The 14,422-nt window shown below is 44.2% G+C and carries 12 protein-coding genes and 2 pseudogenes; 4 read left to right on the forward strand and 10 right to left on the reverse strand.

Annotation, left to right across the window (positions count from 1 at the left end):
• A pseudogene (locus Xedl_RS25745) lies at window positions 1–94 on the forward strand (IS5/IS1182 family transposase); the annotation flags it as partial.
• Window positions 95–200: 106 nt separating this feature from the next.
• Here Xedl_RS25745 and Xedl_RS12330 read toward each other — a convergent pair.
• Window positions 201–1,892 carry a cholesterol oxidase substrate-binding domain-containing protein gene (locus Xedl_RS12330; RefSeq protein WP_074024061.1) on the reverse strand — a complete coding sequence of 564 codons (1,692 nt, stop codon included), beginning with the start codon at window positions 1,890–1,892 and terminating at the stop codon, window positions 201–203.
• Between the two features lie 313 nt (window positions 1,893–2,205).
• On the opposite strand from Xedl_RS12330, the gene syd reads away from it, so the two are divergent.
• Window positions 2,206–2,751, forward strand: coding sequence for a SecY-interacting protein (gene syd, locus Xedl_RS12335; protein ID WP_074024062.1), 546 nt, complete (start codon window positions 2,206–2,208; stop codon window positions 2,749–2,751).
• A gap of 106 nt (window positions 2,752–2,857) precedes the next feature.
• On the opposite strand, the pseudogene Xedl_RS12340 reads toward syd, so the two are convergent.
• The 8 genes and pseudogenes from Xedl_RS12340 to Xedl_RS12380 form a co-directional block, all read right to left on the reverse strand.
• Window positions 2,858–3,196 (reverse strand): annotated as a pseudogene (locus tag Xedl_RS12340) (transposase); the annotation flags it as partial.
• Between the two features lie 350 nt (window positions 3,197–3,546).
• The gene (locus tag Xedl_RS12350) at window positions 3,547–5,274 is read right to left on the reverse strand and encodes an ABC-F family ATP-binding cassette domain-containing protein (RefSeq protein WP_074024064.1); all 1,728 of its coding nucleotides are present in this window, start codon (window positions 5,272–5,274) and stop codon (window positions 3,547–3,549) included.
• A gap of 254 nt (window positions 5,275–5,528) precedes the next feature.
• Entirely contained in the window at window positions 5,529–6,434 is a 906-nt protein-coding gene (locus Xedl_RS12355; RefSeq protein ID WP_083600321.1) for a SphA family protein, read from the reverse strand.
• Between the two features lie 50 nt (window positions 6,435–6,484).
• Complete coding sequence (locus Xedl_RS12360) at window positions 6,485–8,095, reverse strand: phytoene desaturase family protein (RefSeq protein WP_074024065.1); 1,611 nt, start codon at window positions 8,093–8,095, stop codon at window positions 6,485–6,487.
• Window positions 8,096–8,099: 4 nt separating this feature from the next.
• Window positions 8,100–8,888 carry a cyclase family protein gene (locus Xedl_RS12365; RefSeq protein WP_074024067.1) on the reverse strand — a complete coding sequence of 263 codons (789 nt, stop codon included), beginning with the start codon at window positions 8,886–8,888 and terminating at the stop codon, window positions 8,100–8,102.
• Between the two features lie 40 nt (window positions 8,889–8,928).
• Window positions 8,929–9,477: a flavin reductase family protein gene (locus tag Xedl_RS12370; RefSeq protein WP_074024068.1), complete on the reverse strand. Its 549-nt coding sequence runs from the start codon at window positions 9,475–9,477 to the stop codon at window positions 8,929–8,931.
• Between the two features lie 15 nt (window positions 9,478–9,492).
• The gene (locus Xedl_RS12375; protein ID WP_074024070.1) at window positions 9,493–10,737 is read right to left on the reverse strand and encodes a styrene monooxygenase/indole monooxygenase family protein; all 1,245 of its coding nucleotides are present in this window, start codon (window positions 10,735–10,737) and stop codon (window positions 9,493–9,495) included.
• A 38-nt stretch (window positions 10,738–10,775) separates the two neighbouring features.
• Complete coding sequence (locus tag Xedl_RS12380) at window positions 10,776–11,564, reverse strand: SDR family oxidoreductase (protein WP_074024072.1); 789 nt, start codon at window positions 11,562–11,564, stop codon at window positions 10,776–10,778.
• Window positions 11,565–11,938: 374 nt separating this feature from the next.
• Here Xedl_RS12380 and mog point away from each other — a divergent pair, with 374 nt between their 5' ends.
• On the forward strand, window positions 11,939–12,514 hold the full coding sequence (gene mog / locus Xedl_RS12385; protein WP_074024074.1) for a molybdopterin adenylyltransferase: 576 nt from the start codon (window positions 11,939–11,941) through the stop codon (window positions 12,512–12,514).
• Window positions 12,515–12,650: 136 nt separating this feature from the next.
• Here the strand turns inward: mog and Xedl_RS12390 are convergent, their stop codons facing one another.
• A complete protein-coding gene (locus tag Xedl_RS12390; protein WP_074024075.1) occupies window positions 12,651–13,292 on the reverse strand; it encodes an ArsR/SmtB family transcription factor in 642 nt (213 codons plus the stop codon).
• A 131-nt stretch (window positions 13,293–13,423) separates the two neighbouring features.
• Here Xedl_RS12390 and Xedl_RS12395 point away from each other — a divergent pair, with 131 nt between their 5' ends.
• The gene (locus tag Xedl_RS12395) at window positions 13,424–13,921 is read left to right on the forward strand and encodes a DUF2938 domain-containing protein (RefSeq protein WP_074024077.1); all 498 of its coding nucleotides are present in this window, start codon (window positions 13,424–13,426) and stop codon (window positions 13,919–13,921) included.
• Window positions 13,922–14,422 lie beyond the last annotated feature (501 nt).

Below are 14,422 nucleotides of genomic sequence, written 5' to 3' on the forward strand. Positions count from 1 at the left end.
GTGGAAGAACTGTGAGAGATATTTGAATACCAGCCTTCAGTTCGTCAATCTGGCATTTCTCGTCGTGTTGCTGCGCAGAAAAAATACTGAATAGGCTGTTAGGTATATTGAACCAATATCGTTGCTTATATTATTGAACCTAAATAGCAAATATATTTCTATATTTGCTATTTATTAAGTTCTTGCTAATCAGAAAACAGTTAATTAGAAAACAAGGTATCCAATAATGGCGACCTAAATATACGATGCGGATCGTGCTTCTGTAATGCTGAAACGGTTGAAGCCCAGTTATTATCAGCAGGCAAACCATCCGTAAATGATGCAGGGATTGTTGTGGTTAATACTTCCTTATCCTCCCATGCGGTGTTGGAGCCATAAGCCCAACCTTTACTCCATTCAACACGAGCAGAGGCATAAGAACCATCAAATTCATTGAATAGCCATTGTTCAAATTGGTGGCAAAATTCAATGGCATAGGGGGTTTCTGGAAAGGTTAAGACATCAAGCCAAACGGCCACATCCCATTCTGGATGATCCGAACGGGGACGAATAGCGGATAAGCTGGGAACTGTTGCTCCTGTATGCATCACTTCAGCAGGATCATCTAACCCAGTGACCCTGACTTCAAGTGGGCCATTAATGGGATATTTCTCTTGGTCTGCATAGTGTTGTATTAATTTCTGCCATTGGGTATAAAACTTATTCAGCACAAGCTGGATATTTGCACGTTGTGTTAATACTGCATAACCATTTGCTGTAACACGTAATGTGGTTGGTTTGACATATAACAACAAGTTTTTACTCCAACCCCAGATATCTTTTCCATCGTTTTGCAAGGCTGCATTTATCAGTTGATATTGTATCTCACAGAAAAGAGGCGTTATCTTCGGTAAATCAGTAAAAATATTATCCACGATATCCGATAGGGTTGAGGGAATATTATCGGAAAATGGGTAGTTATAGGGGGCGTTAACTTCAATACTGGAAGCAGGTTTAGTTGGCGCGACACTCCAGACTTTTAGCCACGGTACTTTGGTAAAGGGAAATAAAATGATTTCAGCCCGACCACTTTTATCCAGAAAATGACTAAAAGTCCGTTTTTCGTTTACAGTTTCCGGCAGGGAAAATAACTCATCTGCTGGGATATCGGTGAAGCTTTGGCAGCGAAGGCGTTGGTTTTTACCTGCCTGAAATTGTACTTCTAAAATCAGGGCACAACCAACATGCGTTAATAGAGGGGCACAATCAGGCTCATCTCGTTCAAAACGTTTAACAACATATTGCTGAGTTTCTTTATCCCATACAACAGCAGACAGGGATAATATCGTATTACTCAGAGAGCCAAATATATGCCCAGACAGTGGCATTTCGTCAACGGCTTTAATGGCTGTTCCGTGCCCGTTTATTGCGAGAACGGCGCCAAGTGTTAAATCACCAGGAGCAGGGGTGGCAGTAAAACCCAACTCTTGTTCTTCCATCTGGGTCATTAATGTTTCCATCAATACGCCAGTTTGTGCAGTTACTATAGAAAATTGAGCACGATGCTCGATATTAACATGGGTGAAATGCGAGGAAAGATCTATTAACATAATGTGGTTCTTGAAATTTTGCCCTGATTTCAATATGAGTGGTGACCAATTATGTGATTGTCCGATCGGTCTTAATTTATAATTCTCTTGCCATGCCCAATTGACAACGGCAATCACCTCTTCAATCGTTTTCGGTATGCAGCACGGCATATTATTGGCACAAATTTCTCCTGACCAATTTTTAAAGTTGATCGTTTTCCAGGTTACTTCTTTGGGAAAATTGGATAAGTCATCTTTTATTTCGTTAATGATCTCTTTTTGTAAAGAAATATCTTCTTGTTTCTGTGGGTCGAGTGATGGCATGTTCTGTTTCCTTAGTTTTTCATTTATGGGGGTGACTTTTTAATATAAATTCAAATAAATATATTTATTTGTTAAGGATTGTTTTATGGAAATGAAATGCAGATCATCATTTGAATGGGCGGTTAATACTATAAATTGATAAATAGTCGATGTAAAAATATATCTACTATTTATTTGATAACGTTATAACCTGATTTTTTTAATTCTAAATTTATAGAATATAAAATAAAAACCCATGATAAATTTTATAATTTATTGAAATAGATGGTAGTATCACCTTTATAAAGCCTGAAAATGTGGATGATATAATCATATGACCTTTAATGTGACAGAGGCACTCTCTGATTTTACCCGACGTTATGTTGAATTATGGCAAGAGAAAACAGGGTTTCCACCAGCCAGCAGTGAGTTGTATGGTATACCTTCACCCTGTATCGAGCGCACGGGAGAAGATGTGGTGCATTGGCTTCCTCGGCCATTTTCTGCCCAAGAAAAACTTAGCAAGGTAGAAACTGCACTGGAGATCCGTTTGCAGGATTCTATTCATGATTACTATGTGATGCAGTTTGCGGGTGATATGACTGCCCGTTTTGCAGGGCAAAATTTCAGCCTGATTCAGGTATGGAGTGAAGATGATTTTATTCGCTTGCAGGAAAACCTGATTGGTCATCTTCTTACACAGAAACGGTTAAAGCTTTCGCCTACCGTCTTTATTGGAACGACTGATTCCGATATGGGATTGATCTCTGTGTGTAATTTGACAGGGCAAGTGATTTTTGAACAGTTTGGTCGCCATGAAAGGAAAACGTTATCCGCAGATTTAGCTAGTTTCCTTTCGGTTACCGATCCCGTTGTGTAAGTACTACAGCCGTAATTGCTCTGTCACCATAGGGTTATTCCGGCGACGGTAATGACAGACGACGATCTTGACCATACACCGTATCGGCGGTCACCCAACGACAAGGGACGCCGGCAGAATGCGTCCCTTTTTTGATAAAACCGGTTTCATCGATGATGAGGATGCCTTGCTCATCACCGAGATGGTCAGTCACATAATCGCGTAAAATATCGCGGGCAGCTTCAGCATCCCACCGGGCACGTTCCAGAAAATATTGAATGCCATCAGGCGAGTGTTCACCCAACCATTCCGCCAGTTGCCAGCTATTTTTACGCTCAACATCACTGAGTAATCCCCGGAGATAGGCGAGGCTGCGTTGCTGGGGACTGGCATGGTGAAATAACGGTGTCAGACGCGTGTGTAATGAGAGCAGTTCTTGTTCCCAAAGGTTAACAGGTAAGTGCATTGAACACCTCCCCCTATTTTCAGGAAGAATATATCATGAGCTATCATGCCACAATGGAGCGTACGACTGTAGTACTAAGCGCAAATTAGGTTTTCTCAAAGGCAAAGGTCGTATTCCCGACAATTTTGACGACATGAACAGCACCGAAATTGTTGATATGTTCGAAGGAAAATATTCTTAATGGAATGACTGTTAGATACCAACATTTTGCTGTTTATGGCATATGAACCGGAAAAATTGAAAAGTAATAGCAAGTTGATAGATTTTGTCAGTAATTATATTACTGTAATCCCCAACAGATAGCCCAAATGAGTATCAGTCATTTGGGCTATGGATTGATGCACTGAATATCATCCCAACATCGTATAAAGTTTCTTAATTTCCTTTTTCCAGCTCTCCTGATTTTTGGGTTTCTGATGCTTCGGTTTTCTTGCCAAATCCTGCGCCAGATTTTGCTCCAATACCACAATGCGTTGCAGGATCTCTTCTTCACCTGCCAATACTTCCGCTTCATCAAGAGTGATTTCCTGATCCTTAACCACTTCTTTTCGATAAGGGATCACTTTTTTATTAAGAAACTGATAATACCCATCACTGGATGTGACCTCTTCCAGTTTTCCATTATTAATCAGCCAAAAACGATTAGCGACGTTATCAATAAACGCCCGATCATGCGAAGTGATTAATATCGTCATCTCGTTATTAATCAATTCATTCTCCAATTCCATTTTGCCAAAAATATCCAGGTGGTTTGTTGGCTCATCGAGGATGAGGAAATTGTGCTTATTTAATTTCAAAATCAAAAACATTAATCGGGAACGTTCTCCACCACTTAATCGCCCCACTAATTGGTTAAAATCGGCATATTTAAAACCTGTCGCAATCAGTTGCTGTTTACAGGTAATATCATCGATATTCGGCGTGTTATTTCTGACGGCATCGAAGATCGATTCGTTCAGCGGAATTTTTTCCAATTCCTGATCGAGATACCCCAGATTACACTGTGGGGAGAAGGTATTTGTGGCTTTGTGATAGTCCTCAACCAGCGTATGAATCAGGGTGGATTTCCCCACGCCATTATCACCTAATAAGGCGATTCTATCTCCGGGGCGGATATATAAGCCATTAATTGAAAATAAAGGATTAAACTGTCCATCCTGGTGATAGCCAATCCATCTTTCCCCCATTTGCAGCATATTTTTCGATTTTATCGTGTCAGCATCCAACGATAATCGATAAGTTTCCCCTTCGGTTATTTTAGTTTTACTCTTTTCGAGTTTTTCCGCCCGTTTTTCCATCGACTTGGCTTTTCTGGCAAATTTTTCGTTATCGTAGATTTTTCCCCATAATGCCAAACGCTTGGCACTCTCTTGTATGCGTTGAATGTTCTTTTCTTCCGCTTTCAAACGTAAAGCATCTGCTTCATCTTTTTCTTGCAAAGCAGTAAATGCCTGGCTAAATGGCAGGGAAAAAGCCGTCAATTGTTGGTCACGCAAGAAAATCGTCTGGTTGGTAACGTTATCCAAAAAGTTTCGGTCGTGGGAAACGATAATAAACGCACTTTTTAAACTTTGATTAAAGAAGTCCGCGAAAAATTTCAGGGTATTGGCATCCAAATGGTTACTGGGTTCGTCAAATAAAATAATATCGGGTTCGACAATCGCACTCATGGCAAACATCAACTTGGTTTTTTGCCCACCACTGAGATCAGCAACTTTTGTCGTAAAATCAGCATCCTGAAAACCAAAATCATAAAGCATGGATACCGCTTTATAATCACCATATTCATCTATTTGTTTGACTTTCTGGGAAATAGATTCAAACAAGGTCATTTCAAGCAATGCGTCGTCAATAAACTGAGATACCATCTCCAATCTTAAACCATTAGCATATTCGATGACCCCATTATCCGGCTTTTCAATACCAGCCAGTAGTTTAAGTAAATGGGTTTTTCCCGTGCCGTTATAACCGACCAAAGCAATTTTGTCGTTCTCTTTAATCGTGATAGAGAGATTGTTAAATAATGGTATTGAATTAATACTAAAGTTAATTTTATTACAATGAATCAGCGTTGACATTTGATGTCCCCATCATAAAACCTTTATTAATCTCAGAATGTTGATTATTTTCAGTCAAAACTTATATATTCAAAGAAAATTAAGGTCAAGTTTTCATCATAATAAATGAAGGGATAATCGCGAAGTTTTTCGTATTTTAATGTGATTATTTATTTGACTAACTAATTTATAAAAATAAACGCTGCTCATATTATTGAACAGCGTTTATTTTTATTTTCCGCCACGTTATTTGATCTCCCTTTATAAATACGCTCTTAAAATGGAATGGCCGCTTTTAAGAAAATTTGGGAACCCGATGGGCGATGACTGACAACAAAGTCTTTTTGCCACTTCAAAGTCACCAGCCAGCCTTTATCATTGGCATAACGAATGGAAGGACCAAAACCAACTGCCCTTGCTTTACCCTGTGCGGAATTTGACCCACTATCATTCGTGGCCTGCTGAAAAGCATAGCCGCCCACGCCCACGACCAAACCGTTGCCAAAGCCCCATCCCAGTGCATAATCGGCATGAAGTGCCTGACCGGAAGTTGTTTTGGTGTCCTTATTACGGAAGTTGACATCATACATCACTTTTAAATCTGCATTGATGCCGCTAACCGGGAAATAGCTGATCGCCCAGACAGGCTGGGCTGTCCAATAATTTTTTCCCAGATTAGCAAGATCATTGCGGTTATAGTGGCCTGTCGGCGCGTTAATATTCAAACCAATAACATAAGCCAAATCGGGCGCGGGATGGTAACCCAGAGCGGGGCCAAAGGTGATGTCCCCTACCCCTTTGCTGTTGTCATGTTTGCCCGCAGCGTTAGCGGTGACATCCAATAACGGCACGATAGCATGATAAGCCAGTTGGCCGCCAAAGACCTGCTTTTCAGTCACCCAAACCAACCGAGGAGCAAGGACGTTCACATTGACTTTAAAACCAGGAACCGGGATCAAATCGCCGTGATTTCCCCTAAGTTTGTTATAGTGAATATTGCCACCGTAAAACAGGGCATGAATGCCTGCTGGCGGTAAAGCGCCGGACAAATAATTATCCAGACCATCAGGATAAGCGCCAATACCGCCTTCTGTTGCCATAGCGGAATGGCTTACCATAGCCCAAAAGCCTGATAGAAATAACACCACGGCATAAACGAGCCGTCTGAATTTTGACGTCATATAATCCTCCTCTCTGTAAGAGATGAATTGATAAAAAATGAAATGATTGGCTACTTTGATCCGCGTCGTGCAAGCCGGCGGGCGACAAGATAGCCGGAAGTGCCACTTAATCCGGGACCTGGATGGGTTGACGCGCCAATGTGAAATACGTTACTGACCGATGTTTGATGCGCCTTTGCACCTTGCGAAGGGGCAAACGGACGTAACCAGAAAAATTGATCAGGAGAACAAAGGCCTGAATAGGGATCGCCCCCTGACAAATTACAGTTCAATGCCTGTAAATCCGCCGGAGAATAGGCTTTACGGCCAACAATGGAGGATGAAAAACCAGGCATCACCGTTTCCAGACGAGCCTGTACACGATCGGCAACCGCTTCGCGGATAACCTCATTCCATTTGCCATCTGCGGGAATGGCAATTTCTCCCGCAGCATCGCCTTTTAGCTGCGTCGGCAACTCCTGCATTTGGATCCACAAAATCCAACCGCCTTTTGGGGCACGGGAAGGATCAAGAACGGTTGGCTGTCCTATCGCGAGGGTCGGATGGCTTGGCAGATAACCGTTGTTGGCCTGTGTCACGGACAAACAGACTTGTTCCATACTCTCCGTTAAATGGACAAGCGGTACATGGCGCAATTCAGGCTCACACCACGCTGGCGGCGCGTTCAAGGCAAAATGAACCTGCATTCCCCCGCGGCCATAACGATAATTCCGCGCCCGTTGCAGGAGAGTATCGGGAACCTTATCCAGCAAGTGACCATAAAGTTGTTGGGGTGTCACATTGCAGACCACGGCCTCGCTGGCGTGATAAACCTGCCCCGCAACCATAACACCAGAAGCTCGGCGCTTTTTCCCCTGTCCTTGGGTGATGATACGGTCAACGTTAGCATGAGTGATAAGCTGACCACCGTGTTGCTCAATGATCCCTGTTAACGCTTCTACTATGCGCAGACTGCCGCCTTTTACCACCGGCATCCCGCCGGCAACCACAGCAGCAAAGGTAAGCTTACCTATCAAAGCGGAGCTGGCATCATCCGGCCCTAACCCCGTATGCAATACCCACGGTGCCAGCAGAGCGCGGCTAACATCAGACTGTAATTCACGTTCAGCCCAGCGCCGGAACGTTTCCAGTGAACTCCCGACAAACCCCGTCAATCCCTCAATACCGCGTTTACGCCATTCAGAAAACAGCAATTTGAGTATCCCGAAACCATAGGGATTTTGCCCTAATAAGCCAAAAATCAACGCGGCATCATCATGGAAAATCTGCTGTGCCATGCGGACTAATGTTTCTCCGTCACCCAGTGCAATTTCATCAAGCCGCACGGCTGAGGCCAGAATATCCCGTTTTAAGGCAATTCCCTTGCCATTGGGTTGAACCAACCCCGTTGAATAATCACTTTGCAGAAATTTCAACCCGGCCTTCTCCAACGCCGGTTTGAGTTCTTGATAGGCTGGGCTGCCCAAAAACAGCGGATACCAGCAAGAGAGCACATCATGGGTATAACCGGAAAAAAGTTCTTCCGTGCGAATACAGCCGCCAGATACCGCATTGCGTTCCAGTACCAAGACCGATTTACCCCATGTTGCCAACAAAGCGGCACATACCAACGAGTTTATGCCACTGCCGATGATGATCACTTGTGTTCTGGTATCTTTCATGGTGTCACTCCGGCGATTCAACCAATGCCAGCACACGCAGCGGGCTTCCCGAACCCCCAGCAATCTTGAGGGGAGCCGCAATAATGACCACGCCGGTGGGTGGCAATAAATCGAGATTTTTCAGGCACTGCAAGCCATATTTATTCGCCCCGTGCATCAACGTATGACAGGGATATGCCACTGGCCAAGCATAAGATTGACCCGCATCGGTATTAATGGTTTCGACCCCGAACCCGCGAATATCCCGCTCATGGATCAACCATTCTATCGCTTCCTGGCTGGGTCCTGGCGTGTGGGCACCATCATCATGCATATTGAGAAAACGTGCCGGATCGTCCGCCCGTTTTGACCAATCTGTACGAAACAGCAACCAGGCTCCGGCAGGAATAGATCCATGCTGTTCTTCCCAGGAGTGTAAAAACTCAACCGTCAATATCCAGTCTGGATCTTGTGTCACCTGCTGGCTGGCATCCACCACCACAGCAGGCGCCACAAAATTAGGCAAAGGAATGGTATCAACGCTGTTATCTGGATGATCTTTACCGCTTATCCAATGTACCGGCGCATCAAAATGCGTTCCGGTATGCTCACCACAACTAAAATTGTTCCAGTACCAACCTGGGCCATCCTCGTCATAGTGAGAAATGCGCTCCATGTTGAATGCCCAAACTTGTCCAAATTGTTCAGGCAACTGCAAGGCCGGAAAATCCGGAGTCAATGTCTGCGTAAGGTCGATGATTTTCACACTGCCCTGATTTAACGCAGTGACAAACGCACTTAACGGACTATTCATTAATCATATTCTCCTGAATGTTTGCCAACAGAATCATTTTTTACATTCCGTGAACATCAGGCAGACCGGTAAACATGCCGCCATGAAAAACCAATGGTTTACCTTCAATACTGGCAATGCGTTTGACCTGACCAATCATCAGCAAATGATCGCCAAGATGCGTTTGCTGGTGATTGGTACAAACCAGTGTCGCTATCGCTCCCTCAATCGAAGGGATACCTTCAGGCGTTTCCTGCACCGGAATATCCTGAAATTTATTTTCTATCCGCGAACTCGCAAAACGCAGAGCCAGTTCCTGATGATCATAACTCAGGATGCTGATGGTGAAATATTCGCAGTCACGGAACACAGACAGATTAGGCGAATGATTAACCAAACTCCAGAGCACCAAAGGCGGTTCTAGTGACAGTGAAGCAAATGAGTTGATGGTCAACCCTACATTACGCCCCTCAGCAGTGCGCGTCGCAACAATGGCAACCCCAGTCGGATATTTGCCTAAAAGCGTGCGCAAATCTCGCGCTTCAAATTCGGTCACGCCCCAACCGCCATCAAACAGCGGCATTTGGTTATTCAGGGTATTTATGCTCATGTTTATTCCTCCCGTTTATGCCCGAATTTCTTCAATAAGCTGTGAATGGATGTATTCTTCACAGGCATGGGCATCTTCCCACCACGGGAACAGTACCGGAGGATGGTTGAAAGCATTGGCAATTGTGCTGGCGAGTGTTGGCAAACGTTGAGCGGCTCCTAATAATTCCAGAACGTGTGGCTTTGGCGGGACAAGAAGGCTGTTTGTCCATTCCACAACGTAATGACCATATTTCCAGAATTGTTCAAACGTGTCGTGCATCCATTCAGCCGTAAATGGTTGGTCACCACGGGCAAGAATGGCCTCGTAGTAGACTTTGCAGGCTTTTGTTGCATTATTCGAACCTTGCCCAGTCAGTGGATCATTCGTCACCACCGCATCCCCCAGACCAAAAACCTGGCGACCAGAAGGCAACGTCAGCACTGGCTTACGCACCACTGGCGCAAAACAGCCCGCCAGAATGCCATTTTCATCGGTCAGCTCCACATGCTCACAACGTTCAGATTCCCACGGCAGGAAAGTTTTGAGGATCTGCTTGCTATAGGCCAGATGTGCCTGCGGTGTTCTGGCCTCTTGCCAGCCATCCATTGCGCCTCCTGGAATACCTTCAAAAACCATAATGTCGCAGGGACCACTTAGTGTCAGGGCAGGAAAAACGAAATATTCCCCTACACCTGGGATCAGGTTAAAAGAAACACGGGAATATTCCGGCGTTGGCAACATCCCATTCACATAGGTCAATGCCAGAGCACGCCGAGGGGTATCATATGGAGAACGTGAAGCATCGCGTTCCAGCAATTTTACAATCTCCCCTTTTCCTCCCGCCAGAATGACCAGTTCATGACTGGCAGACAGGCGTTCCAGTTCGGCAACCCCCACATCGCTAATTTCCAGATTTCCGCCACGAGAAACAAACAGTTCCAGCCAAAATGGCATCTTGATGCGTTGATCGACAGCTTGCGCATATTTATCGAGTCGGGCACGCCATTCAATTGCCTTGTCATGGGGAATTTCGGGATGTGGCACGGTGAAACCGATACCTTCAACGGGCGGGCATTGTGTTTCCCACTGATTCAATCCCAAATCACGTTCAAATTGTAAAGAAGCATCAAACATGCACTGGCTTGACAGAACCCGACCATTGCGAACATCATCAGGCGTGCGGTTAGTGACTACAGTGACTTGATAGCCCTTGTCAAGCAGACCAAGGGCCAGAGGCAGTCCAGCTTGGCCACCTCCGACGATAGCGATACGACGCATAGTATTTTCCTCTTTTGTTTGGGATAGCGAAACTGAACCTATTCCGCCAACCGTGGAATAGCGGGTTTCGCCTGCTCTGGTCCCATTGCTGAATAACCACCATCAACGGCATAATCCGCACCAGTCACAAAACTCGCCAAATCTGATAAGAGAAATGCCACGACCTGCGCAATTTCTTCGGGATCACCAACACGACCCAGCAGATGATAATCTGCGGCAACGTTATCGGCTTTCTGTCGCTTCCCCTGGGTCAGTTCATCCATAACCCGTGACCAGGTCCACCCTGGTGAAACAGAATTAACGCGGATATGGTCAGCGGCATAATCCATTGCCATGCTACGGGTGATGTGCAGTAACGCGGCTTTCGAGGCGGGATATAACCAACGGCCTGTCTGGGCAATTGAGGAAGAAATGCTGGTGAAGTTAACAATGGCACCGCCTCCCGCTGCAATGAGATAAGGCCGGACAAATTGGGCGGCCAGAACAGCACTGATCACATTGATATTCAAGGCAGTTAGCCAAGTTTCACGGCTGGCATTGGCACCATCATCCAGATAAGTGGCTGCAAGGTTGATGAGGTAATCCAGACGGTTATAGTGAGCAACAACTTCATGTATTGCCTGAGCAAGTTGTTTGTCGTCAGTAATATCGACATGCCAGAAACGGATGGATTCCGGTTGCAGGCTGGCTACTTTCTTCCCGCCAGCCTGATCAATATCGAAAATCGCGACCTTAACTCCATATTCACTCAATACCTTGGCAACGGTTGCCCCAATTTTGGTAGCTCCACCAGTGACAATAGCGACTTTATTATTTAAGCCCTGCATAAGGGTTCCCCTTTTGTCATATGCCCACCAGAGTGATTAATCAAAAAATCATGAGGAGGTATCATTACGTGAAATAGGGAAATGCAAGTAGCCGCTATATGCAGAAAATAGCCATTCAGTGCAGATTTGACATTTTACCCGCCCAAACAATGCGGATAAGAAAAGACGAAAAAGGGATAAAGTGAGGGATTATCGTTGCTGTCTTCTTGCTTCCCCCAATGTGAACCCGTCATTTAAAACGGTGGCCATGACGCTGCAACGAAGTTGGGGGGCATGCTACCATCGACTTAGCTATAACTTATATCCAATAAATTTCAAGTTACAGTCAACCCATTTTATTATTTTGCCTATTTTTATAATTAATTGAGGGTCGTATGAATATATTGCGCATTGGCCTCGTGTCTGTTTCTGATCGGGCGTCAAATGGCGTTTATCAGGATAAAGGGCTGCCCGCACTGGAAGCATGGCTGAAAAAAACGATTACCACACCTTTTAGCACAGAAACTCGCCTGATCCCTGATGAGCAAATCCTGATAGAACAAACATTGTGTGAACTGGTCGATGAATTGGGCTGCCATCTGGTACTAACCACTGGAGGGACAGGCCCCGCACGTCGCGATGTAACGCCGGATGCAACGCTGGCCATTGCTGATCGTGAAATGCCAGGATTTGGGGAACAAATGCGCCAAATCAGCCTTCAATTTGTACCAACAGCCATTCTGTCCCGACAAGTCGGTGTGATCCGCAATCAAGCGCTGATCCTAAACCTTCCCGGACAACCAAAAGCCATCGCAGAAACACTAGAAGGATTAAAAGACGACAGTGGCAAGGTGTTGGTAACGGGAATTTTCGCCAGTGTCCCTTACTGCATCCAATTACTGGATGGCCCTTATGTAGAAACGGATGAAAGCGTTGTCGCTGCATTCAGACCGAAAAGTGCACGTCGTTAGAAATCCATATGCAGCTTTATTGCTATTAATCATTGACGGCCATAAAGGTTCTGAACAGACTCAGAACCTTATGGATCAAGAATAGAATCATTCACTCAAGCTACTGCCATTGGTGGCAATCACCTGCCTATACCAATTAAAACTTTGTCTCGATTCGCATTCCAGCCTCTTTCCAACCCGAAAATCCTTTTTTAAACCGACGGGCTTGAATTCCCTTAGCACGAAGTAATGCGAGGGCATTGGCAGAAAGTACGCAATAAGGGCCACGGCAATAGGCGATCAATTCCTTATTAGATGCCAGTTCATCCAGCCTATTCTCCAGCTCATCAACAGGAATATTAATGGCATCGGGTAAATGCCCCTGTTCAAACTCCTCTTTTGGTCTGACATCGAGTAAAGTCATACTGTTAGCTTTGATCCTCTCCAGTAGCTCTTCCCACGAAACGGCTTCCTGATTGCTCGAATCATCGATCAACTTACGCATTTCTTTGCGGTTAAATTCGGCATATTGCTGGAGCGCAGTGATAACCTCGATGATCGGTCCTTCGCTTCGACGATAAAGTACATGCTTACCTGATTTGCGAGACTGGAGCAATCCTGCACGTTTGAGATGCTGGAGATGCTGGGAAGTATTGGCAATCGACAGGCCGGAAAGCTCCGACAAATTTTCCACGGATTGTTCAGTATCAATCAGACACTCAAGCAATATCAACCGATGGGGATTTCCCAACACCTTAGCAATTTCCGCGATTTCAACAAGAATTTCTTTATCAAACATTGACTTTTCACTTCCAATATTATTACATTCAATAAATTGATTGATTATCATGGTATCAAAGTTTTTTAGTCATTTCGAGTATTCACTGATTGACCATTAATAGATAGCCACAATTCGGAGGATCGCAACAGATGAATGAAGGATTGGAGTTTATTGTTTATTCTGTACTGATTGGCGCGGGTGCTACGGTTGTTATGGATCTTTGGGCGGTTTTCATAAAACGGTGTTTCAGCATTCCCTCACTGAACTATAGTATGGTAGGACGCTGGATTGGGCATATTCCCAAAGGGAAATTTATCCATACAAACATTCTACAAGCTGAGTCCGTGAAAGGTGAAACCGGAATTGGTTGGTTTGCCCACTATTTGATTGGGATCATTTTTGCGGGCTTACTGTTATTCATTTATGGATTAGATTGGACAAGAAATCCCACTTTTCTGCCCGCTTTAATTATCGGCATCGTCACTTTAATTGCTCCTTTCTTCATTATGCAACCTGGCATGGGAATGGGCACTGCTGCATCTAAAACACCTGACCCCAATACAGCTAGATTAAGAAGCCTGATGGCACACACTTCTTATGGTATTGGCCTGTATTTAGCTGCGTTATTATTAACATTATTTTCTTGATTTCATTTTTAAATAACCGTCGATAAATTTGTATTATTTTTATCGACGGAATATACGCAATTAACTTGAAGATGCAGAACTTAAAATCTGGAAATTATCTGTCAGCCGGGTAATGCAATTAATGTACTCATATTGAATCCTCAGTAAAATTTTTAAGTTACTAAAATGCAGCTCATAAATGAAATTCAGAATACTCGATACCCTTTAATTCAATTACTATATTGAATGTTATGGTTAGATCAATAGATCTTTTCCTGTCAGAAAGATAGTCATAGGCTATCGATTAATAACAAATCGGTGTTCATATAGTTATAAAGATATAAATTCTTTTTCTGTTTGCCGCTAAACTACATCTCACCACAAGAGGTTTTCTTTAAAAATTGTAGAATAAATATCTTTTAATAAATAAGCTTTCATAATAACGATACACTCATTTTTCTCACTCCCGGTTGTTGCCCTGATGAAAAGGCGGTCATAAATTCTTCAACGCACACTAAGAGT

The sequence above is a fragment of the Xenorhabdus eapokensis genome, from assembly GCF_001908105.1.